The organism is Pseudomonas sp. BT-42-2 (assembly GCF_025847435.2).
Classification (GTDB): Bacteria; Pseudomonadota; Gammaproteobacteria; order Pseudomonadales; family Pseudomonadaceae; genus Aquipseudomonas; species Aquipseudomonas urmiensis.
In genome coordinates, this window is record NZ_JAOYTM010000013.1 from 256,482 (window position 1) to 283,430 (window position 26,949).

Annotated in this window: 19 protein-coding genes; 9 read left to right on the plus strand and 10 right to left on the minus strand. The window is 62.7% G+C overall.

Annotated elements, in window-relative coordinates; genetic code table 11:
• Window positions 1-272: 272 nt before the first annotated feature.
• Window positions 273-1,610 carry a CDP-diacylglycerol--serine O-phosphatidyltransferase gene (gene pssA / locus OIU19_RS17230; RefSeq protein WP_264236026.1) on the plus strand — a complete coding sequence of 446 codons (1,338 nt, stop codon included), beginning with the start codon at window positions 273-275 and terminating at the stop codon, window positions 1,608-1,610.
• Between the two features lie 36 nt (window positions 1,611-1,646).
• On the opposite strand, the gene OIU19_RS17235 is transcribed toward pssA, so the two are convergent.
• From OIU19_RS17235 to OIU19_RS17245, 3 genes are all read right to left on the minus strand, one after another.
• Window positions 1,647-2,153: a DoxX family protein gene (locus OIU19_RS17235; RefSeq protein WP_264236027.1), complete on the minus strand. Its 507-nt coding sequence runs from the start codon at window positions 2,151-2,153 to the stop codon at window positions 1,647-1,649.
• Window positions 2,154-2,272: 119 nt separating this feature from the next.
• Complete coding sequence (locus OIU19_RS17240) at window positions 2,273-3,559, minus strand: HAMP domain-containing sensor histidine kinase (protein WP_264236028.1); 1,287 nt, start codon at window positions 3,557-3,559, stop codon at window positions 2,273-2,275.
• The gene (locus tag OIU19_RS17245) at window positions 3,556-4,296 is read right to left on the minus strand and encodes a response regulator (protein ID WP_264236029.1); all 741 of its coding nucleotides are present in this window, start codon (window positions 4,294-4,296) and stop codon (window positions 3,556-3,558) included. The genes OIU19_RS17240 and OIU19_RS17245 overlap by 4 nt, the downstream gene beginning before the upstream one ends.
• Before the next feature lie 219 nt (window positions 4,297-4,515).
• Here OIU19_RS17245 and OIU19_RS17250 point away from each other — a divergent pair, with 219 nt between their 5' ends.
• Together OIU19_RS17250 and OIU19_RS17255 are read left to right on the plus strand one after the other, a co-directional pair.
• The gene (locus OIU19_RS17250) at window positions 4,516-4,791 is read left to right on the plus strand and encodes a DUF2790 domain-containing protein (RefSeq protein ID WP_264236030.1); all 276 of its coding nucleotides are present in this window, start codon (window positions 4,516-4,518) and stop codon (window positions 4,789-4,791) included.
• 10 nt (window positions 4,792-4,801) lie between these two features.
• Window positions 4,802-5,317, plus strand: a complete 516-nt coding sequence (locus OIU19_RS17255) for a thioredoxin family protein (protein WP_372353327.1) — start codon at window positions 4,802-4,804, stop codon at window positions 5,315-5,317.
• An 80-nt stretch (window positions 5,318-5,397) separates the two neighbouring features.
• Here OIU19_RS17255 and OIU19_RS17260 read toward each other — a convergent pair whose 3' ends face one another.
• Together OIU19_RS17260 and aroQ are read right to left on the minus strand one after the other, a co-directional pair.
• A complete protein-coding gene (locus OIU19_RS17260) occupies window positions 5,398-6,246 on the minus strand; it encodes a shikimate dehydrogenase (RefSeq protein ID WP_264236032.1) in 849 nt (282 codons plus the stop codon).
• Entirely contained in the window at window positions 6,243-6,692 is a 450-nt protein-coding gene (gene aroQ, locus OIU19_RS17265) for a type II 3-dehydroquinate dehydratase (protein ID WP_264236033.1), read from the minus strand. The genes OIU19_RS17260 and aroQ overlap by 4 nt, the downstream gene beginning before the upstream one ends.
• Window positions 6,693-6,987: 295 nt before the next feature.
• On the opposite strand from aroQ, the gene OIU19_RS17270 reads away from it, so the two are divergent.
• On the plus strand, window positions 6,988-7,365 hold the full coding sequence (locus OIU19_RS17270; RefSeq protein WP_264236035.1) for a general stress protein: 378 nt from the start codon (window positions 6,988-6,990) through the stop codon (window positions 7,363-7,365).
• Window positions 7,366-7,539: 174 nt separating this feature from the next.
• Here the strand turns inward: OIU19_RS17270 and OIU19_RS17275 are convergent, their stop codons facing one another.
• Window positions 7,540-8,271 carry a Crp/Fnr family transcriptional regulator gene (locus OIU19_RS17275; RefSeq protein ID WP_264236036.1) on the minus strand — a complete coding sequence of 244 codons (732 nt, stop codon included), beginning with the start codon at window positions 8,269-8,271 and terminating at the stop codon, window positions 7,540-7,542.
• A gap of 66 nt (window positions 8,272-8,337) precedes the next feature.
• Window positions 8,338-16,947: a glycoside hydrolase family 94 protein gene (locus OIU19_RS17280; protein WP_264236037.1), complete on the minus strand. Its 8,610-nt coding sequence runs from the start codon at window positions 16,945-16,947 to the stop codon at window positions 8,338-8,340.
• Window positions 16,948-17,095: 148 nt separating this feature from the next.
• Between OIU19_RS17280 and OIU19_RS17285 the strand changes: the two genes are divergently transcribed.
• Complete coding sequence (locus tag OIU19_RS17285) at window positions 17,096-17,854, plus strand: sensor histidine kinase KdpD (protein ID WP_264236038.1); 759 nt, start codon at window positions 17,096-17,098, stop codon at window positions 17,852-17,854.
• A 251-nt stretch (window positions 17,855-18,105) separates the two neighbouring features.
• Here the strand turns inward: OIU19_RS17285 and OIU19_RS17290 are convergent, their stop codons facing one another.
• Window positions 18,106-18,402, minus strand: a complete 297-nt coding sequence (locus OIU19_RS17290; RefSeq protein ID WP_264236039.1) for a hypothetical protein — start codon at window positions 18,400-18,402, stop codon at window positions 18,106-18,108.
• Window positions 18,403-18,676: 274 nt separating this feature from the next.
• On the opposite strand from OIU19_RS17290, the gene OIU19_RS17295 reads away from it, so the two are divergent.
• The 3 genes from OIU19_RS17295 to OIU19_RS17305 are packed head-to-tail and all read left to right on the plus strand — an operon-like array spanning window position 18,677 to window position 22,912.
• Window positions 18,677-19,342 (plus strand): ABC transporter ATP-binding protein, encoded by a 666-nt coding sequence (locus tag OIU19_RS17295; RefSeq protein WP_264236040.1) that lies wholly within the window; start codon window positions 18,677-18,679, stop codon window positions 19,340-19,342.
• Window positions 19,342-21,795, plus strand: a complete 2,454-nt coding sequence (locus OIU19_RS17300; protein WP_264236044.1) for an ABC transporter permease — start codon at window positions 19,342-19,344, stop codon at window positions 21,793-21,795. The genes OIU19_RS17295 and OIU19_RS17300 overlap by 1 nt, the downstream gene beginning before the upstream one ends.
• A gap of 28 nt (window positions 21,796-21,823) precedes the next feature.
• Complete coding sequence (locus tag OIU19_RS17305; RefSeq protein WP_372353328.1) at window positions 21,824-22,912, plus strand: lipocalin-like domain-containing protein; 1,089 nt, start codon at window positions 21,824-21,826, stop codon at window positions 22,910-22,912.
• 48 nt (window positions 22,913-22,960) lie between these two features.
• Here the strand turns inward: OIU19_RS17305 and OIU19_RS17310 are convergent, their stop codons facing one another.
• Together OIU19_RS17310 and OIU19_RS17315 are read right to left on the minus strand one after the other, a co-directional pair.
• Entirely contained in the window at window positions 22,961-24,583 is a 1,623-nt protein-coding gene (locus OIU19_RS17310; protein ID WP_264236045.1) for a methyl-accepting chemotaxis protein, read from the minus strand.
• A gap of 234 nt (window positions 24,584-24,817) precedes the next feature.
• Complete coding sequence (locus OIU19_RS17315) at window positions 24,818-26,020, minus strand: NAD(P)/FAD-dependent oxidoreductase (RefSeq protein ID WP_264236047.1); 1,203 nt, start codon at window positions 26,018-26,020, stop codon at window positions 24,818-24,820.
• 279 nt (window positions 26,021-26,299) lie between these two features.
• Between OIU19_RS17315 and OIU19_RS17320 the strand changes: the two genes are divergently transcribed.
• Window positions 26,300-26,842, plus strand: a complete 543-nt coding sequence (locus OIU19_RS17320; protein WP_264236049.1) for an Rrf2 family transcriptional regulator — start codon at window positions 26,300-26,302, stop codon at window positions 26,840-26,842.
• Window positions 26,843-26,949: the final 107 nt, after the last annotated feature.

Genomic DNA, 26,949 nt, shown 5'->3' on the forward strand with positions numbered 1-26,949 from the left:
GTCCTCACAAAATGTGTGCGCGGCACGGCACCTGTAGGAGCGGGCTTGCCCGCGAAGCGGCCGGCTCAGGCACCACACGCTTCAATGCAGAGACGCTTGCCGCCGTTCAATAGCTGCACGATCTTCCTGTAAAAGCCAAGGCATTGTCGGTTCTCAAGGCAGGGAGAAAGTCGAGCCTGCTGGCATTGTTGCTATGATGGGGCGTGGCCGGGCCTGTTAGTACACCCTGCACCCGTGCACGGGTGAGCCGTGCCCATCACTCCAGACTTGAGGTGAACCGCTTGATCCGCAGATCCGTGGCAGTACCGCACAAAGGCTTTGCCCTGGCACCGCAAGCCATCGAGGTGGTGCCTGATGCCGCCACCTACCGCTCCTGCTTGCTCGAACGTATTGCCAATGCGACCCGGCGTATCGTCATCGTCGCCCTGTACTTGCAGGAAGATGAGGCCGGCCAGGAGATTCTGGATGCGCTGTACCAGGCCAAGGCGGCGCGGCCGTCGCTGCACATCGTCATCGTCGTCGACTGGTTCCGGGCACGTCGCGGCCTGCTAGGGGCGGGCCGCCAGCCGGGTAATGCTGCCTGGTATCAAGCGCAGCGCGAGCACCATGGCTTGGATGTGATCATTCATGGCGTGCCAGTGCAAACCCGCGAGCTGTTCGGTGTGCTGCACCTTAAGGGCAGCATCATCGATGATTGCGTGATCTACACCGGCGCCAGCCTGAATAACGTCTACCTGCACCGTTTCGAGCGTTATCGCCTCGACCGCTATCACCTGTTCGACTGTCCGGCGTTGGCCGATGCCATGGTCGAACTGGTGCGCGATGTGCTGGCCAGTACCGCCACGCCCCGCCTGGACCTGCCAGCGGCGCCATCGACCTGTGTTTTGCGCGGGGACATCCGCCGATTGCGCACACGCTTGCGGCGCATGGCCTACCCATTGCCAGACAGCCCTGCTATCGATGGCCTGCGGGTCATTCCACTGTTGGGCATCGGCCGCGGCAACCCGCTCAACCAGGCCATCTGCTCGCTGCTGGCGGCGGCGCGCGCACAGATCATCATCAGTACCCCGTACTTCAATCCACCCCGCGTGGTGATGAGCGAAATCGACCGGGCCTTGGCCCGCGGCATTGGCGTCGAGATCATTGTCGGTCATCGCACTGCCAATGATTTCTACGTCGAGCCGGGTAAGCCGTTCAGTGCTAGCGGGGTGTTGCCCTACCTCTACGAGGACAACCTGCGGGCCTTCGCCCGACGTCGTCAGGCGGCCATCGACAGCGGCCAGTTGGTGTTGCGCATCTGGAATGATCCGGGGCATACCTTTCACGCCAAAGGCTTGTGGATCGACCAGCGTTATAGCCTGCTCACGGGTAACAACCTCAACCCACGCGGATTTAACCTGGACCTTGAAAACGGTTTGTTGATCGACGACCCACACGGGCAGTGGCTGATACCTCGCGAGGCTGAACTGCAAGGGATCAGGCAGCATGCGCCTGTCTTGCGTTCGGCCAGCGAGTTGGGCGAGCCTGGCGAGCATCCGCAGCAGGTGCGCAAGTTCCTCAAGAGGCTGCGCTTGAGCCGTCTGGAGCCGTTGATCAAGCGGGTGCTGTAGAAACGCCGACGGCCCCTGTAGCAGGGGCCGTGATATTTACCGAGCGTTGCGCGGGCAGTAACCGAGCTTATGCCACAGCCAATGGTCCAGGCTCAGCCAGCCCGCGCCCTTGAGTGCCAGCGGCAGCAAGGCGACCAGATAGATAAGCGGAAGCTTGAAGTTGCCGTAGCCCTGGTCAGTGATCGCATAGCCGCGGGCCAGTTCCGCCAGCCCCGACCATTCTGCCGGCCAATGCACTGCCGCGGTGGCTACCACTGTCACGCCGATCAATACCAGCGAAGCGAAACGGGTACCTAGCCCGAGCAGCAGCAACAGTGGGCAGATCAGCTCCGCCCACATCGACAACTGCCAGTTCAGACTGGCGGGTAGCAGGTTGAAAGGCAGGGGAAAGTTGGATTGGATATCGCCAAACCAATTGCTGCCATTGAATTTTTCCAGGCCTGATTCAAAAAACTCCCAGGCCAGGAAAAGTCGCAGAGGCAGATCTGCGCTCCAGTCGCCGAAGCGGTTGAGCGCGGGCAGGGCACGGGTCAGGCTGGTCATTGGTGGTGGCTCCGGTCAGCATGAGGACTGACTCGGAGTTTGCGCGGGCGGGGTATCTGCAGTGTGTCAAGGCGCTGCAGTTCTGTATCGCAGTGTAGGTATGCGCTTGTAAGCCACGATCAACGCAATTCGATCTGGGCGCAGAGCCCGCCATTTTCGCGGTTACTCAACGTCAATGTACCGCCCATGGCCTGCACCAGCTGCTGGGCGATGGCCAAGCCCAACCCCGTGCCGCCGGTGCCACGATTGCGCGAGCCTTCTACCCGGTAGAAGGGTTTGAGCACTTCATTGAGCTCCTCGGCAGGAATGCCTGGGCCCTCATCGAGTACCCGAATCACCGTGGCATTGGCGTGTTGAGTGACCTCCAACTGAGCGGCGCCGGCAAATTTCAGGGCGTTGTCCAGCAGATTGACCAGGACTCGGCGCAGGGCGTGTGGACGGGTTTGCAAGGTCGTCCCGGTGCTGCCCAGGCGCTCAACCTTGGCCCCGCTGTCCTGGTAATCGAACACCACGCTGTCGAGAAAGGCATCGAGGTCGATCCGGCACGGCGCTTCGGTGCCCACGTCCATGCTGCGGGCGTAGGCGACGCCTTCGCGTACCAGGTGCTCCATGGCGCTCAGGTCGCTCCACAGCTTGTCTTTCTCGATCCCGTCGTCCATCACTTCAACCCGCAGCTTCATCCGCGTGATGGGCGTCTGCAAATCATGTGAAATCGCCGCCAGCAGCTGCATGCGCTCCTTGAGGTAGGCGGCGATGCGCGCTTGCAGGGCATTGAAGGCTGCGGCGGCGTACCTGACTTCGCGCGGCCCGCTTTCATCCAACTGCGGCCCGGGCGTGTTCGGATCGAGATTGTCCACCGCCTGCGACAGCCGCGTCAGCGGGCCAATTGCCAGACGCACGGCCAGCCAGGTGCACAGCAGCAATACTCCCAGCTGGATCAGCAGCACTACTGGCAACCAGCTGGCCACCGGTTCTGTGGCAGGGGTGACGTCGATGGTCAGCGGCGCGCCGTCAGCCAGGCGCAGATGCACCTGGAAGTGCGTGAGCGGGCCGGGGATTTCCAGAAACGTCAGGCGGTAGTCCTTGCCGATGGCCTTGACGATCGACTCGGCCGCCATCGGCGGGTCTTCGCTGGGCATTGCCGATCCGGTTTGGCCAGAGTCGAGCCTATAGCGGTAGGTGCGCCGCTCCAGTCGCGGTAGCCAGGCCGGGCGCTCGGCAGCCGGGAGGCGATCGAGGATGGCGACCGAGGTGGCGACGTCCAGCTCAAGGTTGCTGAGCATCATCGAACGGCTGCTGATGTAGCGCTCGTACGCCTGCAAACCGAATGACAGTCCGTAGGCCAATACCAGCCCGGTGAAAAAGATCAGTGCCAGGCGCGAGGCGAGGGTACGCGGCCACTTCATGAGGGCGACTCAAGCAATTGCACCGCTAGCGAGAACACGTAGCCTTCGCTGCGCACGGTCTTGATGCAGGTCGGCTCCCGCGCATCGTCGCCCAGCCGCTGGCGCAGGCGGCTGACCAACAGGTCGATGGAGCGATCGAAGATGTCCGCCTCGCGGCCTTGGGTCAGGTTGAGCAACTGTTCGCGGCTGAGCACCCGCTGCGGATGGTCGAGAAATACTCGCAACAGGCGGTATTCGGCGCCACTGAGGGCCACCAGGGTGCCTTGGTCATCGAGCAGGTGACGCGCCGTGGTGTCCAGGCGCCACGGGCCAAAACGCAACATGCGGCTGCTTTCGCTGATGGTCAGGTTCGGTGGCAGCATGCGCGTGCGGCGCAGCACGGCATTGATTCGCGCCAGTAGCTCTCGGGCGGAGAACGGTTTGGTCAGGTAGTCGTCGGCGCCCATTTCCAGGCCGATGATGCGGTCGGTCTCGTCGTCGCGGGCCGTGAGCATCAGTACTGGCACGTTGCGATGCTTGCCCGCGCGCAACTCGCGGCACAGTACCAGGCCGTCATCGCCGGGCATCATGATGTCGAGCACGATCAGGTCGACCGCATCGGCTTCGAGAAAGGCGCGCATCTGCCGGCCGTCCGCAGCGATGCTGGTGCGCAGACCATTTTTCTTCAAGTAGTTGCCGACCAACTCACGGATTTCGCGGTCGTCGTCGACGATCAGGATGTGATCGACGTGTTCCATCGTGCGGGCCCTGCCTTAGTTTGAATTAGCCAAGTGTACTGGGCGCTGGCGCGCTTGCCTGCCGAGGATTGTATTGCAGTGTATCTGGCTTGCTGCTTGATACAGGTGCATGCACGTCTCGCCCTTGGCCGACACATCCGCGATACCTCGCAGGCGTGAAATGGCTCTCGACTGAAGGGGAAACATCCCCATCAGCAAACTTTGTGTAGGAGAGATGCCATGAACTTCAAGACGCTGATTAATGCCAGCTTGGTCGCCCTGCTCGGTTTCGCGGCTATCAACGCTCAAGCAAACACCCAGCAGATGGACGATAGCAGCGTGATGCAGTATCGCTATGGTGACCGGCTCGATGTGAAGAAAGTCCTGTCGGTCATGGATGACCAGAGCAATGCCTGCGGGGTAGTCAACACACGCATGGTCTACCTCGACTCTCACGGCCAGCAGCAAACCCTGCAGTACCGCACCTATGCCAGCGGCGGTTGCCATGAAAGTTAACCAAGGCGTGCTGCTCAAAGCCGGTGCCGTGCTGCTGGCATTGACCGGCCTGGGGCTGGCCGGTCATCTGCTGGCCAAGGACAGTTACCGGGCGATGCCATCGCTTAGTGGCGCCAGTCAATGGCTCAATTCGCCACCGCTGGATGCACCAGCGCTCAAGGGCAAGGTGGTGCTGGTCGACTTCTGGACCTGGGACTGTATCAACTGCCAACGCAGCCTGCCCTATGTCAACGACTGGGCCAGGCGCTACGCCGACCAGGGCTTGGTGGTGATTGGTGTGCACACACCTGAGTACGACTACGAGCATGATGTCGGTACGTTGCGCCAGAAGCTCGCCAAATTAGGCATCGGCTACCCGGTCGCGGTGGACAACAGCTATCAGGTGTGGCATGCCTGGGGCAACCAGTTCTGGCCGGCGCATTACTTTGTCGACCGGCAAGGTCAGGTGCGCCATGCGCATTTCGGCGAAGGCGACTATGCGGGGCAGGAGAAGGTGATACAGGCGTTGCTCGATGAGAAAAACTGACGCTTCAGTTACCGGCCATTCGCGGGACGGTTGCACGCTCGGCAAGCCGTGGGCGTGGACCTATCCCGCGACATGGCGCGTCAGGCAAAGCTGGCGAAATGCGCCTGCATCCGGTCGGCATTGGCCACTTGGCCGCTGAACAGCTCAAAGGCTTTCACTGCCTGGAAGACCGCCATGTGGCCGCCGTCCAGGGTACGGCAACCCAGCGCTCGCGCGTGGCGCAGCAGGGCGGTTTCCAGTGGGAAGTAGATGATCTCCGCTACCCACAGCCGCGCATGCAGCAGTTCCACCGGCAGCGGCGTACCCGGTAGCTTGGCCATACCCACCGGTGTGGTATTGACCAGCCCATCGGCCATCGCCAGCGCAGTAGGCAGATCTGTACCAAGCCGGGCCCGGCCTGCGCCGAAATGCTGATTGAGGTTATCTACCAGCGCCTGGCCCCGCGCTGCATCGACCTCGAACAGCACCAGATGCTCGACGCCTTCACCTAACAAGGCATGCGCCACAGCAGCCCCAGCGCCGCCAGCCCCCATCTGCACTACGTGGGCACGTGGCACGTCAGCCAAACCGCGCCGGAAGCCTTCAGCGAAGCCCAGGCAATCGGTGTTATGACCGACTCGCTTGCCATCTTTGAGCACCACGGTGTTGACAGCGCCGATACCGCGCGCTTCGTCGGACAACTCATCGAGCAGTGGCAAAATCGCCTGCTTGAATGGGTAAGTGATGTTCAGCCCGGTGAAGCCGGTACGCTGCGCCGCATCGAGCAGACCGGGCAGGGCGCTATCGTCCAGGCCGAGCTGGTCTGCATCGATCAAGCGGTACAGGTAACGTAATGATTGCGCATCACCTTCGCGCTCGTGCAGCGCTGGCGTGCGTGAGGCCTGGATACCACGGCCGATCAAACCGGCAAGAACACTCTGTTGGCTCATGCCGCGCGCTCCCCGAGCAGCTCTGCGAAGTGTGCCAGGGCCAGGCGATAGCCCTGGCTGCCAAGGCCGCAGATCACCCCCACCGCAATCGAGGAGACGAACGAGATATGGCGGAAGGGTTCGCGCTTGTGCACGTTGGACAAATGCACTTCGAGCACGGGCAGTTCACAGGCCACCAAGGCATCACGAATGGCCACCGAGGTATGGGTCCAGGCACCTGGGTTGATCAGAATGCCATTGCAGCGACCGCGGGCGGCATGGATCCAGTCGATCAATTCACCTTCATGATTGGTCTGGCGAAATTCGATTTCCAGGCCCAGCTGGCGAGCAGTGTCGGCGCAGCCGTTGGCAAGGTCGGCAAGGGTCTCACGGCCATACTGGTCGGGTTCTCGGGTGCCGAGCAGATTGAGGTTAGGGCCGTTGAGCACGAGGATTCGGGGCGTCATGGCGGGTATCGCTTTGTTGTTGTTGGATACTTCGATATTTGTACTATCTAGTTAATTCGTCAATCTTGAAAACGGATTTGCCGCTTAAAATGGGCGATTATCGAACCCCGACGGGTTTGAATCATCGGCACATTCTGATGACCTGCGCTCTCGATACTCGCGCGCAAAAGTCCCGGCACCGCGGCATTTGCGGCCTTTCGTCTGCGTCCCCAAAGATAAATAGGACTACCGGATCGACGCCGAGTCTCAGCTGTACACACAGGTTTATCTGTGTCCCTGAACGAGGTACACCATCATGGCTGGTAATCAAGGTAATAAAGGTGGCGACATGGGCAAAGGCGCCCAGGGCAATCAAGGTGACTGGGCCAAGGATCAGGACAAGGCCTCTCAAGCAGGCCGTCAAGGTGGCCAGATGTCCGAAGGGGGAGTGGGTAACGATCCTCAACGTCAGTCGGACATGGGCAAGCAGGGCGGTAAGCAGAGTGGTGGCGACTGGTCCAAGGACGCTGACCGTCCAGCTGACGCAGGGCGTCAGGGGGGCCAAGGGGCGGGGGGCGGTATGGCCGATGATCCAAACCAAGGTATCCAACGTGAGCGCGATGCTGGCCGTGAGCGCGATGCTGGCCAGCAAGGTAATGCTGACCGCAACATGGACAAAGATCAGGAACGTTGATCTTGAGTTCTGCGACCGGGGCCATTGTTCGCCTCGGTCGCAGAGCGACGCAGACGCATTAGCCACAGGCTCTTTGTCGGGCTAGCTCGTTCCTGCGGGGTGAATTTCGGATGCAGTCCATGTATCCGGTAAGGGCCACGCAGGTGCGGGCTATCCCGCCAAGGGGCTTGCTCGTCAAGGTGGGGCTGCTCTAGCGCGTTGCGGCAGATAAGGCAGTAGGCGTTCGGTTTCTTTCCTGACCACTTCGTAGCATTCGCAGCTCAGCGCTTCGAGCCGGGCACGGTCCACTACTTTGATATGGCCGCGGCTGTACTCGATGATGCCCAGACGCTGCAGTTTTCCCGCCGCATCGGTTACCCCTTCACGGCGCACTCCCAGCATGTTGGCGATCAACTCCTGGGTCATGCGTACCTGATCACTCTGCAAGCGATCCAGCGACAGCAGCAACCAGCGGCACAGTTGCTGGTCGATGGTGTGATGACGATTGCACACAGCAGTCTGCGCCATCTGGGTAATCAGTGCCTGGGTGTAGCGCAACATCAACAGTAGCAGTTCGCCGTGACGGTTGAACTCGTCCTTCAGGCGCTGCCCGGGCAAGCGATAGGCGTGCCCTGCGCTTTGAACGATCGCGCGGCTGGGTGTGCTTTCTCCACCCATGAACACCGCTATACCCACCAGGCCTTCGTTGCCCACCACTGAAATTTCCGCTGAGGCGCCATTTTCCATCACATACAACAATGAAACGATCGAATCAGTGGGAAAGTAGACATGGCGCAGGGCATCGCCCGACTCGTACAGCGACTGGCCCAACGGCAATGTCACGAGCTCAAGGTCAACCTCCAGGCGTTCGAAAGTCTGCGTGGACAGAGCAGCCAGCAGGTGGTTGTGCTGCGGCATGGGGAGCATGATCGGCCACCGTTCAAGGTGCGAAGGTTGGTTGAGCAAGATTAGCCCACCGCAGGTCAACAGGTATTACAGATCAACAGGCTGGGTCGATGGCTGGCACTGGACAATCACTTGATGCAGGCCTGCATCATCCACCAAGTGCAGCGTGTTGACGGCCAGCGGCTGGCCATCGAGGCTCAAGCTCAGTTCACCGCCGCTAACGTTGTTGCGCACCTCGATGCGATAGTCGGTCGCGCCGAAGCGGTAATGCACCGTGTAGCCCGGCCAGTCAGCGGGCAGCAGGGGACGGATGTGCAAGGTATCGCCCGTGCGCTGCAGGCCAAGCAGGCTTTCCACAATCAGGCGGTACATCCATCCAGCAGAGCCGGTGTACCAACTCCAGCCGCCCCGGCCGGCATGTGGCGCCACCGCGTAGACATCGGCCGCCATGACATACGGCTCGACCTTGTAGGTATCGATCAGTGCAGTGCTACCTTGCCCAACTGGGTTGATCAGGCGCAGCAGCTCCCAGGCCTTGGCTCTGTCCCCTAGCTGGGCGAATGCCATGCTGGCCCAGATAGCGGCATGGGTATATTGCCCGCCGTTCTCGCGTACCCCAGGCACATAGCCCTTGATATAGCCGGGGTCCAGGGTGCCTTGGTCGAACGGCGGGTCGAGCAACTGCACTAAACCGAGGTCGCGGCGCACCAGCAGTCGATCAACGGCGCTCATGGCAGTGCGCGCACGGTCCGCCGAGGCCACGCCGCTGAGTACTGCCCAGCTTTGTGACAGCGAATCGATGCGGCACTCCTGATTGGTCGCCGAGCCCAGCAGTTGGCCATCATCGAACCAGGCGCGGCGATACCAACCGCCATCCCAGGCGTGTGCTTCAAGGTTGCTGCTCAGGGCGGCGGCCTGCTTGGCACAGTGCTCGGCAAAATGCCAGTCACCCTGGCGCTGGGCAACCCGGCCGAAGGCTTGCAGCACATGATGGCCGAAGAAGCCCAACCAGACACTTTCTCCCAGGCCTTGCTCGCCAACCCGGTTCATGCCGTCGTTCCAGTCGCCGCTGCCCATTAGTGGCAAGCCGTGGGCGCCACACTGCAGGGCTTGGCCGAGGGCACGCTGGCAGTGTTGGTAAAGGCTTTCGACCAAGGCAGATCGGGCCGGCAAGTCGTAATAGGACTCTTCACCGGGGTTGAGCGGGCGGCCCTCGATGTAGCCCACCGCTTCGTTCAGCACGCTGCGGTCGCCCGTCACCTCAACGTAGCGGCTGGTGGCTAGGGGCAGCCACAGCAGGTCATCGGAACAGCGCGTACGCACCCCACGTTGCAGCGGTGGGTGCCACCAGTGCTGGACATCGCCGTCGACGTACTGATGGGCCGCGCAGGTCAGCAGGTGCTGGCGCGCAGCGGCGGGGGCGGCCTGCAGCATGGCCATGCTGTCCTGCAATTGGTCGCGAAAGCCGATAGCGCCGCCAGACTGATAGAAGCCGCTGCGCGCCCAGAAGCGGCAGGCGATCACCTGGTACATCAGCCAGCCGTTGACCAGTACATCGAGGGCAGGCTCGGGTGTCTTCACCTGTAACGTGCCCAAGGTCTGGCGCCAGTAGGCTTGCACCTTGTCCAGCTCAGCCAGGGCGGTGCGCAGGCCGCGGTACTGCAATACCCGCTGGGTGGCAGCGGTTGCGTCCGCCTCGGCACCGAGGCGAAACACCAGTTCACGGCTTTCGCCGGCTTGCAGCTCCACGCTGACCTGCAGCGCCGCACAAGGGTCCAGCGCGCCGCCGATGCGCCCTGACAAGCGCGCTTGACGCAGCCCGGCAGGTGCTCGCAGATGGCCGTTGCGGCCGAGAAATTCGCTGCGATCGCAGGTGATGCTGAGGTAGGGCAGGTCGCAATCCAGATACGCCACATGCTGGCAAAACTCGATCGAAAACGCATTGCGAGCAAACAGCGCGCCACTGACCGGATCGGTTTCGCTGACCACGTGCATGGCTGACTTGCTGGGCAGATCACCCAGCACCCATTCGACAAAACAGGTGGCGGTAAGCCGCCGCGGCCGGTCGGAGGTGTTATGCAGTTTGAGGTGGGAGAATTTGACCGCGGCATCCAGGGCAACGTACACCCACAATTCGCTGCGCAGTTCTTGCTCGATATACTCGAACACACTGTAGCCAAAGCCATGTCGGGTGCGGTAACTGCCGGGGCCGGGGCTGGGCTGGGGGGCGGCTGACCAGACTTTGCCGCTGTCTTCGTCACGCACATACAACGCCTCGCCGCTTGGGTCGCTGACCGGATCGTTGTGCCAAGGCGTAAGCCGGTACTCATGGGCGTTCTCGCGCCAGGTGTAGGCGCTGCCGGATTCCGAGATCACGCTACCGAATTGTGGGTTCGCCAGGATGTTGACCCACGGCGCCGGGGTAGGCCGATCGGGCAAGATGGGGATGATGTATTCGCGACCCTCGCTGCTGAAACCACCGTAGCTATTCTCTAGCAGCAACGGCGCAGGGTTGGCGCGGTTTGGGCGGCTATCGGGCTGTGGCCAGGGCGCTGAAGTGGCCACCAGGCCAGCGGGGGCAGCAGGTGCCCGCCGGCGGTGCATCTGTTCTGCCAAGCTGCCATGACTGTCACTGAGTACCAGTCGCGACACCGACAGCAGCAAGGTGCGGTCTTCATCGCTGAGCTGCTGCGCCGGACGCACGAAGATCCCCCCCGAGCGTTCGAGCAGGGCCGCCTCGCTGCCGGAGGCGACCGCGCCCATGATCAAGTCTTGCAGTTGTTGGCGGTAGCCTGCCTGGTCTTCATTCCAGATCACCAAGTCCAACGCCAGGCCCTTTTGCCGCCAATAGGCATGGGCGTGCACCATCTGCTTGACCAGCTGGATGTTGGCAGGATCGGCAATCTGTACCAACACGATCGGCAGGTCACCGGAGATGCCCTGGCCCCACAGCCCAGACTGGTTGCGCCGGTTGCTGGCGACTAACGCGCTGTTGGCGCGCAGCGTGGCGTGGGCGTAGATCACCGAGGCGGCCATTTGTTCGAACAGGCGGGCATCGGCCAGCGACCCGTTGAGCTGGCGCAGCAGCACTTGGCTGTGCGGCCAGGCCAGGTCGAAGACCCGGTCGGCCAAGTGCCGGTCGCGGTACTTGGTGATCAATTGCAGGCAGGTTTCGCGGCTATTGGCGACCCCTGTAGCGAGGTCGAGGGTAGCGCTTTGGCCGGGCTCCAGGGAAATCCGGCAGCGAATCGCGACGATCGGGTCAAGCACCGCGCCGGCGCTGCCAGACAGCTGCTCGACATCCGCTTGCAAGGCAGCCGGGGCGATCAGCGAGCGGCCACGGCCAATGAAACGGGCGCGGTCGGTTTCATATGAGATGGCTTCTATATCAGCGCCGTGCACCGCCAGCACATGGCACATCCAGGGGACAGCCTCCTGTTGCGAGCGTGGTCGACGGCTACAGACGATGGCCTGCAGCGGGCGGATCAGCTCGGTCTGCACGAACAATTTGCTGAAGGCTGGGTGCAGTGCATCACTGATCGCCGGCGCCAGCACCACTTCTGCGTAGCTGGTCAGCTCCAGGGTGCGCCGCACTGGGGCATGATTGGTCAGGTGCAGGCGACGCAATTCGAGGTCGTCTTCAGGCGACACGGCCATTTCGGTATGGCAGTCGAAATCCATTTCGCGCAGGCGAAACTCGGCCCGACCATCGCTGAAGATCGCTTCCTGACTTTGTGGCTTGTGCAGGGTTGGCTGAAACGTCGTGGACCAGAAGCTCTGGGTGGCGACATCACGCAGGTAGCAGAAGCTGCCCAGGCTATCGTGGCTGATATCTTCGCGCCAACGGGTGACGGCCAGCTCGTTGCAGCGGCTGTAGCCACTGCCTGCGGTGTTGACCATGACATGGTAGCGACCGTTGGACAGCAGTTGCACGGCGGGGTAGCGCCGGTTCGGGTCGCTGAATACGCGCAGGCGCGACTCGCTGGCACTACCGGTGTCATCCAGGGCTGGGGCTAGTGAAGTGTGCAGGTACTGCGCAGCGGTTTTCGGCACGCGCTCCTGTAACAGCAGCATGTTGGCCAAAAACTGCGGATCGCTGGCAAAGCGCCGCTGCATGGGCTGGTCCAACAGCAGCGAGGTCAGAGCAAGCAAACTCATGCCCTGGTGGTGGGCCATGAACGAGCGAATCACCACCGCCTCCCGCCCCGGTGGCAGTCGCGCTGGGGTAAAGTCCACCGCCTCGAACAGTCCGAAGCGGCCGGCCAGGCCGGTTTGCGACAGGTGCATCAAGTTGCGGCAAGCGGCCGCCGGCGCCACCATCAGGGCCAGGGCACTGGCGTATGGGGCGACTACTCGCTCTTCGCCCAGCCCACGCTTGAGGCCCAAGCCAGGAACGCCGAAAGCGCGATATTGATAATTCAGATGACTATCCAGTGCATTGTAGGCCGACTCCGATACTCCCCAGGGAAGGCCCAACTGCTTGCCGTGATCGATCTGCCGGGTGACCGCCGCCTGGCAGCTCTGGTCGAGCAGGGTGCCTGGGTAGTTGGGCATCACCAGCATGGGCATCAGGTACTCGAACATCGAGCCCGACCAGGACAGCAGCACCGGCACCCCGGCATTGCTGGTCAACAGGCGACCTAAGGCCAACCAGCTATCTTGGGGGACTTGGCCCTGGGCGATGGCGACGAAATTGGTTAGGCGCATTTCTGAGGCCAGCAGGTCATAGAACCCCGCGTCCGGGCGGTGCTCAGTGGCGTTGTAGCCAATCGTGAACAGGTCACGTTGGTGGTCGTAGAGAAAGCGCAAATCCATGTTTGCCAAGGCATCGATGCGCCTGGCTAGCTGCCCAGCCTGGGTCATGCGTGCGCGGGCCAGGGCTTGCACGCTGGCCACGCCAGGCTGTTGGGCAACTGGCCAATGGGCGACGGGCAAGTCTGCCAGCTGGCGCCAGCTGCCTGGCAGCGACAACTGCGGGTCATGGCTTTGCGGCAAGGCAACGCATTGCAGCTCGCTCATCACATCCAGGCATTGCGCCTGCAGCGTCGCCAACCAGAAGCTGCAGTCGCTGGCGTCGCCGGTTTCAAGCCTGGCGGCGGCGAATTGGCTGACGCGTTGCAGCAGTTGAGCCTGTTGCGCCGGCGTCGATTGCACGTGCAACTGCAAGCTTTGCTCGCGCAGCACGTTGACTTCATCAGTCGCGCGGCCAGCGCTGGCCAAGGTGCTGCCGAGCACGTCGAGGGTATCCACCAGGCCTTGGCTCAGACGCCGCTCCAGCAACGGCGCGTCAGCCAAGGCCAACAGTCCTGCACGCAAGGTCAGCAGGAGCCCTGCGAGGTTGCCGCTGTCCACCGTGGAGATATACAGCGGCGCCAATGGGCGCAAGGTCTGGGTGTCGTACCAGTTGTAGAAGTGACCCTTGTAGCGCTCCAGGCGCTCCATGCTGTCAAGCATCAGCGACAGCCGCTCAAGCAGGCGACCCGTGCTGAGGTAGCCAAAATCATGTGCTGCCATGTGCGCAAGCAATGCCATGCCCAGATTGGTCGGTGAAGTGCGGTGAGCGATGCTGGCGTAGGGCGCTTGCTGGATGTTGTCAGGCACCAGCCAGTTGTCTTCGCTGCCGACATGCTGGTCGAAGAACGCCCACGTGCTGCGGGCCAGGCGATGCAGAAATCGTAGCTCATCGGCCGAGGGGCTGAACGTACTACGAGTAGTGCTGCGGCTGAGCCACCAGGCCAGCGCCGGGCCGAGCAGCCACAAGCCGAGGATCGGTGTTGCGACGATCAGCGCCTGTGGGTGGGCCAGCAAGGCGACAGCCAGCAACACAGCGATGGCCGGAGAGATCCACTGGTCCTGGTAGAGTGCGCACAGGCCGTTGACGCTGGCCCGTGCATCCTCCCGGGAGGGGTTCCATTGCAGCAAGCGGCGCTTGCTGACCAGCAGGCGCCACAGGGTGCGCACGATCGCATCCAGGCTGTAATAGGCTTCGAAGGGCAGCCATGCCAGGCCCAGCACGCAACGTATGAAATGCGCTCGCGAGGCACGCAATGCGGCTTGCAGGTGCTGCCCCAGCGGCACATCGGTAGTTTTGCGCAGCAGTTCCAGCAGGGTGTCGAGCAGCGGCCGGGTGAGCAGTAACGCCAGCACCGCCAGAGTCCACAGGGCCGGCGCCGAAGAGGCCAGCCAACCCCACAGCAACACACTGACAAAAGCCGCAGGCTCCAAGCTGCGGCGCAGGTTGTCAGCGATTTTCCAGCGCGACAGTGCACTCAGCGCAGCGCGCCTGGGCCACGGCAGCAGCCACGGCAACAACTGCCAGTCGCCGCGGATCCAGCGATGGCGGCGTTTGACGTCAGTGCTGTAATGCGGCGGATACTCTTCGTACAGTTGCACATCGCTGAGCAGGCCCGAATGGGCATAGCAGCCTTCGATCAGGTCATGGCTGAGCACCCGGTTGTCGGCAAAGCAGCCCTGGAGCGCTTGTTCGAAGGCGTCCACGGCATAGATTCCCTTGCCAATGAACGAGCCACTGAGAAACAGGTCCTGATAAACATCCGAAACCGCCTGGGTGTAAGGATCGACACCAGCGTCGCTGCCGAACAATCGGGCATAGGCCGAACGCGACGCGCTGGGCAGGCTGATACCGACCCGGGGCTGCAAGATGGCGTAACCTGAGCGGATACGCCGGCTGTGGCGCTCGAAACGGGGATGGTTGAGGGGGTGTTGCAGGGTGGCGATGAACTGCCTGGCGGCATTGCGCGGCAGTTGGGTGTCGGTGTCCAGGGTAATGACATAGCGCACGTCGCACAGTTTGGCGATATCACCGACGATCAGAACAAAGTGCTCGCGCCCCTGGCCGCGCAACAAGGCATTGAGCGCCATCAGCTTGCCACGCTTGCGCTCGTAACCCATCCACAGTCGCTCGCTGGCGTTCCACACCCGGGGGCGATGCAGGAGCAGGAAGCGCTCGCTGCCAGTACTGGGATACTTGAGGTTCAAGGCGTCGATGGCAGTACTGGCTGACGCCAGCAGCCCGGCGTCCTCGGGCAAGGTCTGCTGCTGGGCATCGACAAAGTCCGTCAGCAGCGCAAAGTGCAGGTGCTCGTCGCGATTGGCCAGAAATCGAACTTCCAGGCCCTCGACCAGCTCTTGCACATCGTCTTCATTGGCCAGCAGGGTAGGGATCACCACCAGCGTTCGGGCCTGCGCGGGTATTCCGTTCTTGTAATCCAGACGCGGCAGGAAGGACGGCTTGACGGTCAGCGTGACCAACCAGTTGACTAGCCCGATGGCCAGGCGACTGGTCATCAGCAGGATGGGCACGGCCAGCAAGGCCAGTACCCAAGGGGGCCAGCCGTCCTGCTCAATGGCCTGCAGGAACACCCAGGCCAGCAGCCCTGAGAGCAGCGCCGAGGGCATCAAGTAAAACGCCAGCGGCGCCCGGTGCAGCAGCCGTTGCCAGCGCTCGGCAAGCACTACCCGGGCAGCGAGGCGCTGCTCCAACAGCGCACGCCCCGGACCGAGCAGATAGAAACCGACATGATCGGTTGGGTCGTCGGCGCTGGCGTCTGGCACATGCGACAGGTCGATGGCCGTCTGCGCCACAGCTGCTTCGCTGGAGGAGCTATGGCGGGCGAGCTGCTCGATGACATGTCGGTAATGGTCCCGGCTGGCAAAGTCCATGGCGCTGTACACTGCGGCGCGATCCTGGCTGAGAATGCGTTCAACCAGGCTCAGTTGCTCGACGAACGCCCGCCAGTCAGTGGTCGACAGCAAGCGCAGGCTGCCGATGCTGTTGCTGATCGAGACCTGATCCATGGCTTGCTGTTGGGCATCGAGTTGCACCTGGCGCTCGATGCTCAATGCCGACTCGCTGAGCATCTGTTCAATCCAGGCCAGCGGCTGGGTCAGGGTGGCGCTCTGCCCGTGCAGACGCCTGGCTAACTCGGCGACAAACGCAGCGCTCAATACCGGGCCGGATCGAACCATGTCGGCTACCACCAGCACCACACGCTTGGTGTCGTGCTCAGCCATCTCGCTGAGGCGATCAGCCCAGCTGTTGGCCAGGTCACGGTCGGCCCAATTGGCCATGACCCTGGCTGCGACCCTACGCAGATTTTCGATCAATGCCAGACGCAGCATGATCGGGATCGCCCATAGCTCACCCAGAGTCAAGGGCGTGATGGTCTGATAAGCCTCGACAAAGCCGCTCAGGCTTTCCGTGTCGAACCGGCCATCACCGTGGGAGATGGTTTGCAGGGCAATGTCATAGACCCGCGGTAGACCGCTGGATGCACCGTTATCCAGACGCGGCAGCTGCCGACTGTAGCCGGGGGGGAGGTGGCTTTTGGCTATGCGGATGTGCGCTTCGACCAGGTAGAAATTGTCCAGCAGCCACTGCGCGGCCGGCATGTCCCGCTGTGACGCAGGCAATGTGCTGACCATCGCCGCGCAGCTGCTCGACAGGGTCTTCTCGTTGTCACTCAGGCGCACAAGCAAGGCATCATCGGCGGGCAATTGGCTCACACGGTGCTGCTTGGCCAGGACGCAGCCGTGGTCGGCCATTTGCTCGGCGCTGAATAGCTCCGAGCGCAGCAGACTTTCCTGGCTGAACACGCGCGGTATCGCCCGCCAACGCTGCAAGGCGAGCGGTATGCGTTGGAGCAGACGGGTTGCGCGAAGCCAGGGATTAGCCATGGAGTCCTTGCTGACACAGGTTCAATCGCTCGCTGTCATTGTGCTGCCGAGCCGTAGCGGGGTCTGTTCGGTAGCGAACAGACCCGCTTGCTTATCGCGCTCAACCTAGCAATGTACCCACTGGCCACTGTTGGTCGCGGAGCTGCTCATGGTCAATTCACGCCAAGTGCCCTGCCTCATCGATGCTGGATTCCGGCCCCGCGAGCGCACCGGACAGGACCCCGATGCTGCGCAGCGCACCCTGCTGGCCGAACAGACGTTGGGCATCGTCGCGCATGATCTGCGCAATCCCTTGTTGGCGATCAAGATGGCTAGCGAGATTCTGGCGCGTCGGCCGCAGGACGCGCGCACTGGCCAATTACTCGAGCACATCACTCGCTCGGCCGAGCGCGCTGAGCGGCTGGTGGCCGATTTGCTGGATTATCGGCAGGTTCGAGCTGGCCGGGGCATTGTGATCCAGCCCGTAGTAGCGGACTTGCAACTGGCTGTGGCGCACTGCGTGGATGAATTGAGGTTGGCATATCCCCACGCCAATCTGCTGCACATGTGCATGGGCCAGGGGCGGGTGGCATTTGATCCTGATCGATTCTGTCAGTTGATCGGCAATCTGGTTTCCAATGCCTTGGCTTATGGCAACTCGCAAGCACCGGTGACGGTCACTTCGCAGGTCGGTGTCGATAGGGCCAGTATCGTCGTGCACAACCAGGGCACGCCCATTGAGCAGGAATGCCTCGATGATCTGTTCGAACCCATGATCCGTGGGCACAGTTGCAACCTGGCCCAGCGCAGTGTCGGGCTTGGCCTGTTCATCGTTCGGCAGATAGCCAGGGCTCATCAGGGCGAGGTGACGGTGCAGTCTTCTTGGCGTGGCGGGACTGCCTTTACTTTCAGTTTTCCACGTTGCTGACGCCGCTCAATGGATGAATCGGACTTTCCTGATTGCCCCTGCTTGGGCAACGCAACATTCTCTCTCAGCCTTCCGGCCGCTACCTCGTGTCTATAAGCACTCTGCTTGCCGCGTAGCGCTCTACAGTTATCTCAACCCTGGTTCGTTCAATGGTAGCTGCGTGCGGGTGGCCCTCCAGCCAACCGGGCAACTGACCTCCTAGCCCGGTCTAGCAGGCTCGTACGTAGCCGCCGCCCCTCTTCAAACCTTGATCATTTGCACTTGGCCATGACCACCTGGCAAGTCCGTGGCTCGCCGCCTGAGCGACCGGCATAGCGGATGCAGCTGTCCATGGATTTTTTCCGTGCCATGCTCAACGTGTCGCCGAAGGCAAGGCCACCTTCACCGCTGCTGGGCACTGCCGTGGCGAAGCAGTTTGAGCCTACCTGTGCAGTTGCATGGCGCGGGCTGGCGTGCTTGCTGGAGCAGCCTGCGCTGAGCGCCACGCTAAGGCACAGCAGGATGGGCAGTGACCACGATGAGCAATGGTGTGCTGCGCTACGGATCATGCCCTTTCCCCTTGGCAGAAGGCGGAAGACGGTTGTCGTGTACTAAGTCTAGCTGTATTTGTCTTCGGCCAGTGCTACCGAATGCAACGCTGTCCTGGCATTGGCCAGCCTGAGTGTGCAAACCCGGACACGGCTGCTATGCCTATTGGTTGAAGCATGGCTCGTGAGCGTGCTTAGGTGAACTGCCGCCATTTGTCCTAGCGGCGCCGAATCAGGCGAGTACATGATGGTGGCGCAGGATCAAACTGCTGCCTTGCCAAAGGAATTGCCATAGATGCTGGTCGTCGCGCAGCTACGCAAGTCGTTCATCACTGCCCAAGGCGAGTTGGCGGTGCTCCAGGGCGTCGATTTGCGCCTGGCACATGGCAGCAGTCTGGCCCTGATGGGCGAGTCGGGCAGTGGCAAAAGTACCTTGCTGCATCTGGTCGCCGGCCTTGATCGAGCTGACAGCGGCCAGATCCTGATTGACGGTGAACCGCTCGCGGGGCGCTCCGAGGCGGCCATGGCCCGTTGGCGGCGTGAGGGGATCGGGCTGGTGTTTCAACAATACAACCTGATCAGCAGCCTGGATGTGGCCGCCAATCTTGCCTTCCAGGCGCGCCTGGCCGGGCGCCATGATGGCGCTTGGGCGGGGTATCTGGCCCAGCGCCTGGGGCTGCTTGAAGTGCTGCAACGCTATCCGGAACAGCTGTCAGGTGGCCAGCAGCAGCGGGTCGCGATCGGCCGGGCACTGGCGGCACGCCCGGCGCTGGTGTTAGCCGACGAACCCACCGGCAGCCTGGATGAGGCCAGCAGTGACCAAGTGCTGCAGTTGATGTTGCAACTGGTCAGCGAGGCGGGCAGCAGTTTGCTGATGGTGACCCATAGCCAGCGCCTGGCCGAACAGCTGCAACAGCGCTGTGTGCTTCACGCCGGCCGGGTACAGGTCGGCCAAGGATAATGGGCAGCTTGGCGATTGCCCTGCAGGCACTGCTCAGCCATTGGCGGCGGCATTGGTTGCAGTGTTTCAGCATCTTCACCGGGCTATGGCTGGCCACGGCGCTGTGGACCGGCGTGCAGGCGCTCAATAGCCAGGCACGCGCCGATTATGCCCGTGCCAGCGCCGTGTTGGCCGGGCCTGCGCAGGCACAGCTGGTGCCACGTAGGGGCGAGCGTCTTGAACAGTCCCTCTACCTGCAACTGAGGCAGTTAGGTTGGCAGGCTACGCCAGTGCTGGAAGGGCGCTTGCGCCTGGCGGCCGACATGCCCCTTAGCGTTCGCCTGATCGGGATCGAACCGTTGAGCTTGCCTGCTGCGACGGTGGTTGCCGGCGTCCAGGCCGAGGCGTTCGACCTCGCGGCGTTCATCGATCAACCAGGGCAAGCCTGGGTGAGCCCCGATACCCTACGCCAACTGGGTATGCGAGCTGGGCAGCAAGCGCAGACCCGCGATGGCCGGCAGTTACCGCCATTCGTCCTTAAGCCGGAGCTGGCCCCGGGCGTGGTGATCGTCGACATTGGCCACGCTCAAACGCTGCTGCAAGCGTCAGGACAGCTCTCACGCTTGCTGTTAAGCACTGCCCCGGCGCCTTTACCCCCTGCAATCGCTGATCAGGTGACGCTGCAAGCGGCCAGCGACGATGGCGACCTGCAGCGTCTTACCGACAGCTTCCACCTCAACCTCACCGCCCTTGGCCTGCTGGCATTCGTTGTCGGACTGTTCATCGCCCATGCCGCTATCGGCTTGGCCCTGGAGCAGCGCCGGAGTCTGATCCGTACCCTGCGGGCGTGTGGCATCAGCCTGCGCACCGTGTTGACCGGGTTGGCTTTGGAGCTGGGCGGGTTCGCAGTGCTTGGCGGGCTGGCTGGGGTGGTCAGTGGCTACCTGCTGGCCGGGCTGCTGCTGCCTGACTTTGCTGCCAGCGTGTGCGGCTTGTATGGCGCGCAGGTGGCCGGACAGCTGAACCTGTCGCCGCAGTGGTGGTTGGCAGGTGTTGCAGTAAGCGTGCTGGGGGCGCTACTGGCGGGGGTTGGCAGTGTGCTGCGCGCCGCTCGCTTGCCGCTGTTGGCCTTGGCGCAACCCCAGGCCTGGCGCCTGGCGCAACGAGCAGGGTTGCGGCGACAGGCTATTGTTGCGGGGCTTTTGGGTGTGCTTGGGTTGGGCTGCTGGCAATGGGGCAACAGCCTGCCCAGCGCCTTCGCGCTACTGGCCGCATTACTGCTGGCCGCCGCGCTGTTGTTACCGGCCCTGCTGGAAGCGGCGCTCGGCGCCTTGGCGCGGGTCTGCCGACGCCCATTGCCGCAGTGGTTCATCGCTGACAGCCGCCAGCAACTGCCGGCATTGAGCTTGGCATTGATGGCGTTGTTGCTGGCCCTGGCTGCCAGCGTAGGTGTGGGCAGCATGACCGAAGGCTTTCGCCGAACCTTCACCGGCTGGCTGGATCAGCGGCTCTCGGCGGACCTCTACCTGACCCCCCGCGACACCGCGCAAGCGCTGCAGATCAGCGCCTGGCTGGCGCAGCAGCCAGCGGTCAGCGCGGTGTTGCCCAGTTGGCGCCTGGAGTGGCGGCTGAGGCAATGGCCGGCCCAGGTTCAAGGGATCATCGATCATGGCTACTACCGCACGCACTGGCCATTGTTGGCGCAAAGCCCACAGGCCTGGGAGCAGCTGGCGCAGGGCGCGGCGGTGATGCTGAGCGAGCAACTGGCGCGGCGCCTGGGGCTGGGGCTGGGCGATCGCTTGCCATTGCCCGGTCAGACCCTGACGGTAGTAGGCATCTACGCTGACTATGGCAATCCCAAGGGACATGTGTTGATCAACGCCGATGCGTTACGCAAGCACTGGCCGCAGACGACGCTTGGCAGCCTTGGCGTGAATGTAACGCCAGAGCAGCTCACGCCGCTCAAGTACGCGTTGCAACAGCGTTTCGCCCTGGACGATAGTCGGGTGGTCGAGCAGGCCAGCTTGAAAGCGTGGTCGACTGAGATCTTCACCCGCACCTTTGCCGCCACCGCCGCGCTCAATAGCCTGACGCTGGGTGTCGCAGGCGTGGCGTTGTTCATCAGCCTGTTGACGCTGGGCCAGACCCGCCTGAGCCAGTTGGCACCGCTGTGGGCATTGGGCGTGTCGCGCGGGCGGCTGGTCTGGCTGTCGCTGGGGCAGACCTTGCTGCTCAGCAGCGTGACCGTGCTGCTGGCAATGCCCCTGGGGCTGCTGCTTGCCTGGTGCCTGGTGGCGGTGGTCAATGTGCAGGCATTTGGCTGGCGGCTACCGTTGCATGTGTTCCCAGGGCAGTTGCTGCAGCTTGCCATGTTAGGTGTACTGACCAGTTTCCTGGCCAGTGCCTGGCCGCTATGGCAGCTCGCCCGTCGCCAGCCGAGTGACCTGTTGAGGCAGTTTGCCAATGAAGGCTAGGGCGTTGACTACAGATCGCCGACTGGCGATCAGGCAGGGGGAAAACAGCCGAGCAAGCGCAGGCGCCTGGTTGTTGCTCGGCAGCTTGCTGCTCGGCGGCTGCGAGCCGTCTGCGCCGGAGCCCAAGAGTTTTGCTGGCCTGGGCCAACAGGTGGGCGCCTATCGACCAGTGACGCCCAACCCAGAGCTGGTCTTCCCGCGCGACCATGGCGCCCACGACGGCTTTCGCATCGAATGGTGGTACATCACGGCCAACCTGCAAGATGCCCAGGGCCGCGATTGGGGGGCGCAGTGGACGCTGTTTCGCTCGGCACTGCGCCCTGGCCCGGAAACCGCCACCTGGAACAGCCCCAACCTGTGGATGGGCCACGCCGCGTTGACCGGCCCCGGCAGCCATCAGGTCAGCGAGACCTTGGCGCGTGGCGGCGTTGGGCAGGCTGGCGTGCAGGCGCAGCCGTTTCGCGCCTGGATCGATGATTGGTCGTTGCAGGGCACCGACGGCATCGGCCAGCTCGATATGCGCGCCAGCGGCCAGGGCTTTCGCTACCAACTGAAACTGGTCAGCGGCGGGCCGTTGGTGCTGCATGGAGTGAAAGGCTACAGCGAGAAATCGGGCAAGGGCCAGGCCTCCTATTACTACAGCCAGCCCTTTTACCGGGTCACGGGTGAGGTTGAGCGCGAGGGGCAACGGGTCGTCGTCACTGGCCAGGCGTGGCTGGATCGGGAGTGGAGCAGCCAGCCGCTGGCGCCCGGGCAGTCGGGCTGGGACTGGTTCTCGCTGCACCTGGCCAGCGGCGCCAAGCTGATGCTGTTCCAGGTCCGCGAAGCGCAGGGCCAACCCTATCGAGCCGGGACCTGGATCAGCGCCCAAGGCGAGGCGCAGCCCTTGTTGGGCGAGCAGATTGAGCTCCAACCGTTGGCATTCACCCTGCAGGACAATGGCAAGCGCTTGCCGACCCGATGGCGCATACGCTTACCGGTTCAAGGGGTGGATGTGCAGGTGGAGGCGTTGCACAGCAAGGCTTGGATGACCACCCGCTTCCCGTACTGGGAAGGGCCAGTACGGGTAAGTGGGGGTACGCAGGGCAAGGGGTATCTGGAAATGACCGGATATTGATCAGGTGCGGGTCGAAGACCTGCGCACCATGATTCGCCGCCAGCCCTTTCAGACCTTGAACTGTGCCACCATGCCGTTCAAGTCCACTGCCAGGCGCGACAAATCCTGTGCTGCGGCGCTGGTCTGGTTGGCCCCGGCAGAGGTCTGCATGGCCAGGTCACGGATGTTCACCAGATTGCGATCGACCTCCCGAGCCACCTGCGCCTGCTCTTCCGAGGCACTGGCAATCACCAGATTGCGCTGGTTGATCGAGGCGATCGCCTCGGCAATCACTTCCAACGCCTGGCCAGCCGACTGCGCCACCTCAAGCGTGCCGTTGGCCCGGCCGCGGCTGTTGTGCATGGCGTGGACCGCCCGCTCGGTGCCGTTCTGGATGCCGGCGATCATCTGCTCGATCTCGGCGGTGGACTGTTGAGTGCGATGGGCCAGCGCGCGCACCTCGTCGGCGACCACGGCAAAACCACGACCGGCCTCACCGGCACGCGCCGCTTCGATCGCCGCGTTGAGCGCCAGCAGGTTGGTCTGCCCGGCAATCGAGCCGATTACATCCAGCACCCGGCTGATCTCGTTGGCGTTGTTGGCCAGCAGTTCGATTTCCTCGGAGGTGCCACTGACATCGTCGACCAGCAGCTGAATCGAACTGAGCGCCTGATTAACCTGGTCGCGGCCGTCACGGGTGGTCTGGTCAGCGCCTTTGGAGGCGTCGGCGGTGCTCACCGCGTTGTTGGCCACTTCCTCGACCGCCGCCGTCATCTGGTTGACGGCGGTGGCCGCCTGGTCGATCTCGGCGCTCTGCTGATGCAGGCCGCGGCTGGTGTCTTCGGTGACGGTGTGCAGCTCTTCGGAGGCCGAGGCCAGTTGGTCGGAAGAGGCGGAAATCTTGCGCAGAGTGTCGCGCAGACTGTCTTGCATCCGGCTCAGGGCGCCGAGCAACAGCGCCGGCTCGTCGCGTCCGCGCAGTTGAATATCCTGGGTCAGGTCACCGGTGGCCACCCGTTCGGCGACTGCCACGGCCGCGGCCAACGGCACGACGATGCTGCGGGTGAGCAGGGTGGCAATGGCTGCCAGGGCGATGACGATGATCAGCAGCGAGACGATGATGACCGTGAAGGCTTCATCGGCCACATCACTGCTGCGCTGCGATGCAGTCTCGGCGCCTTTGCCGTTGTAAGCGATCAGCGCATTCATGGCCTTCATCATCGCATCGGCGTGTTGCGTCAGCGGGCCACTGATCTGCGCCTTGGCTTGGCTGAGGTCACCGGCAGACAGCGCTTGCAGTACCTGCATTTGCTGGTCGATGTAGTGCTGATGGGCGGTATTGAAGGTGTCGAACAGGGCGCGGTCATCGGCAGCGATAATGGTGTCTTCGTACTCCTTCAGGCTGCCTTGCAACTGCTCGTTGATCCCGTCGAGCAGGGCCAGGCTGCGCTGGCGTTCGTTGGCGTCATCATCCAGTGCGGCGCGCAGGGTGACCGCGCGGGCGCGGCCAAGGTTGGTGCTGATATCGCTCAAGGCGATGACGGCAGGCATCCAGGTGACGCGGATCTCGTCGGTAGCCTCGTCCATCTGGCGGGTTTCGTACAGCGAGAGAAGGCCCATGCTCAGGACCAGGGCCGCCAACAGCGTAAATACGCTGGCTGCTCGATTGCCGATCTTCATATTCCGTAACATGGAATGCTCCTTGACGTTGGCGTGCAGGCGTCAAGAGCATGGGGCAGAGCCGGCTCACCGGTAGGGTGCCTGGCTCTCGATGCGCTGCGAGATGTGTGGTTGATCCTCACCTTTCATGAATCGTTTTTTCTTTAAATGATGCCATAGTGCCATCATTATTGACCAGTCATTCAATGTAACGACACGTATAAACAAGCCCGTCATGATCTGACGGGCTTGTTGTCTTGAGTGCGCTTAGACAATGGCAATCGCGGGGTCTGCCGCCGCCAGGGCAGTGGCGCGATCAGCCGCTGGCGGGTAGATCCATACCGAGTTGATCTGGCGCTTGAGGTCTTTGCCTTCCTGCCCTTGCAGCTTCAGTTCACGTTCCCAGCCTTCGCTGAAGGCCGCGCCCCAGCCGCCCAGGTCCAGGCAGGTCACGTACTTGGGCTGGCGATAGATCACAGGCGCCACTGCCAACAGATCGGCCGCGGCGTTGTTGCCTGAGTGGCGGCCCATCGGGATGGCATGCTGGCAGGTCATCAGGGCATGGTTGCCCAGCTCATCCACCGCAGCCCAGGCCACATCACCGGTCGCGTAGATGTGCTGCTGGCCGATCACCTTGAGGTGGTCGTCGACGCGCAGGCGGCCAAAGCTGTCGCGCTCGCCGCTCACTTGGGCAGTCAACGGGCTGGCCTTGACGCCTACAGTCCAGATCACCGTCTTGCTGGCGATGTACTCGCCGTTGTCCAGGGTCACGCCGCCGGCGTCGACCGCTACCACCGAGCTGCCAGGCAACCATTGGACACCGGCTTGCTCGCATGCGGCGACGATCGCTGGGGTGATACCTGCGCCCAACGCCGCACCGACCTTGGCACCACGATCGACCACGATCACCCGCAGCTTGGCATCGTTGCCGAGGATGGCACGCAGCCGCGCCGGTATTTCGGTTGCGGTCTCGATACCGGTGAAGCCACCCCCGCAGACCACCACGGTATTGCGTGCGGGCGAGGCGGGCAGGGCAGCCAGGCCGGTCAGGTGCTGCTCAAGGCGCACCGCCGACTCCATCTGGTCGACATCGAAGGTGTGTTCGGCCAGGCCCGCCACCGCAGGGCGCGCCACTTGGCTGCCGGCCGCCAGGATCAGGCGGTCGTAGCGGATTTCGCGCTGTTCGCCGTGACCATCACGATAGCCGACCAGACGTTGGCTGGCGTCGATGCGCTCGGCGTTGCCCTGGATGAAGTTGACCCCCACTACGTCGAACAGGGCCGCCAGCGGCGCTTTCATCGCCTGGACGTCGGGCTCGTAGAAACGCGGGCGGATGCGCAGTTCGGCCTGAGGCGCGAGCACGCTGATGCTCAAGTCGCCACGCTTGGCCTGGTCGAACAGACGGGCGGCACTCAGGGCGCTCCAGACTCCGGCAAAGCCGGCACCAATGATCAGGATGTTGGATTTCATACAGATGCTCCGCGAGGTTCAGGTGTAGGTGAAGGGGGCTTCGACCGCGATGTGTGTGCTTGCCGAATAACTGCGACTGTATTGGTCGTAGTTAAATTCGACAAGTGGTTTTTTACAGCAGGGCCTGATGCGGCTGCTGGGAAATCCTTTCGAGGGTCCATGAGGGTTGGGTTTTAGCTGAATATTTATTGGGCGGGCAGGCGACCGGTGGCGCAGGCAAGCTTTGCTTGCAGCTCAGTATCGGCGTACTATTTGCGACAAATCTGGTCGGAGATTGCTATGTCGCTTTACAGTGCAGGCGTTGAATACGGCATCCATTGCCTGCTGTTCCTGGTGGACGAGCGCGGTGACAGCCGTGAATCCAGCGTTCGCGATCTGGCTGAGTTGCAGGGTGTGCCCCAGGAGTACCTGGCCAAGGTCTTTACCAAGCTCGCACGCGCCGGCCTGGTGGTGGCGACCGAAGGTGTGCGCGGTGGCTTTCGTCTGGCGCGACCGTCAGATGAGATCACCGTGCTGGATATCGTCAACGCCATCGACGGGCCAAAGAAGATCTTCGACTGTCGGGAGATTCGCGAGCGCTGCGCGGTGTTCGAGGGTTCGGCGCCAGGCTGGGCGACCGAGGGCACCTGTGCGATCCATGCAGTGATGCTTGGTGCGCAAAAGCGCATGGAGGAGGCGCTGGCCCAGCAGACCATTCTTGACCTGGCGCGGCGCTTTGGGCGTAAGGCGCCGGCGGAGTTTGGGCAAAAGGTCAATGACTGGATGGGCGAGCGACGCGAAGGCAAGGGTAGTGCGTCGGATATCCCGCTGACCCCGGTCTGAGTAGGTTGTCAGTGCCGGCCTCATCGCGGGGCAAGCCCGCTCCCACGCTGCGCTACCCAGGCATGCGTGGGAGATCGGAAGAGCGTCGTGTAGGGAAAGAGTGTCAT

Bases quoted from the DNA above. Each gene is read 5' to 3' on its own strand.
- OIU19_RS17240 (WP_264236028.1), bottom strand. From the start codon at position 3,559: ATGAAGTGGCCGCGTACCCTCGCCTCGCGCCTGGCACTGATCTTTTTC.
- OIU19_RS17260 (WP_264236032.1), bottom strand. From the start codon at position 6,246: ATGAGCCAACAGAGTGTTCTTGCCGGTTTGATCGGCCGTGGTATCCAG.
- OIU19_RS17290 (WP_264236039.1), bottom strand. From the start codon at position 18,402: ATGATCCGTAGCGCAGCACACCATTGCTCATCGTGGTCACTGCCCATC.
- OIU19_RS17275 (WP_264236036.1), bottom strand. From the start codon at position 8,271: ATGCTCCCCATGCCGCAGCACAACCACCTGCTGGCTGCTCTGTCCACG.
- OIU19_RS17315 (WP_264236047.1), bottom strand. From the start codon at position 26,020: ATGAAATCCAACATCCTGATCATTGGTGCCGGCTTTGCCGGAGTCTGG.
- OIU19_RS17300 (WP_264236044.1), top strand. From the start codon at position 19,342: ATGGGCAGCTTGGCGATTGCCCTGCAGGCACTGCTCAGCCATTGGCGG.
- OIU19_RS17295 (WP_264236040.1), top strand. From the start codon at position 18,677: ATGCTGGTCGTCGCGCAGCTACGCAAGTCGTTCATCACTGCCCAAGGC.
- OIU19_RS17320 (WP_264236049.1), top strand. From the start codon at position 26,300: ATGTCGCTTTACAGTGCAGGCGTTGAATACGGCATCCATTGCCTGCTG.
- OIU19_RS17280 (WP_264236037.1), bottom strand. From the start codon at position 16,947: ATGGCTAATCCCTGGCTTCGCGCAACCCGTCTGCTCCAACGCATACCG.
- OIU19_RS17310 (WP_264236045.1), bottom strand. From the start codon at position 24,583: ATGTTACGGAATATGAAGATCGGCAATCGAGCAGCCAGCGTATTTACG.
- aroQ (WP_264236033.1), bottom strand. From the start codon at position 6,692: ATGACGCCCCGAATCCTCGTGCTCAACGGCCCTAACCTCAATCTGCTC.
- OIU19_RS17245 (WP_264236029.1), bottom strand. From the start codon at position 4,296: ATGGAACACGTCGATCACATCCTGATCGTCGACGACGACCGCGAAATC.
- OIU19_RS17250 (WP_264236030.1), top strand. From the start codon at position 4,516: ATGAACTTCAAGACGCTGATTAATGCCAGCTTGGTCGCCCTGCTCGGT.
- OIU19_RS17270 (WP_264236035.1), top strand. From the start codon at position 6,988: ATGGCTGGTAATCAAGGTAATAAAGGTGGCGACATGGGCAAAGGCGCC.
- OIU19_RS17285 (WP_264236038.1), top strand. From the start codon at position 17,096: ATGGTCAATTCACGCCAAGTGCCCTGCCTCATCGATGCTGGATTCCGG.
- OIU19_RS17235 (WP_264236027.1), bottom strand. From the start codon at position 2,153: ATGACCAGCCTGACCCGTGCCCTGCCCGCGCTCAACCGCTTCGGCGAC.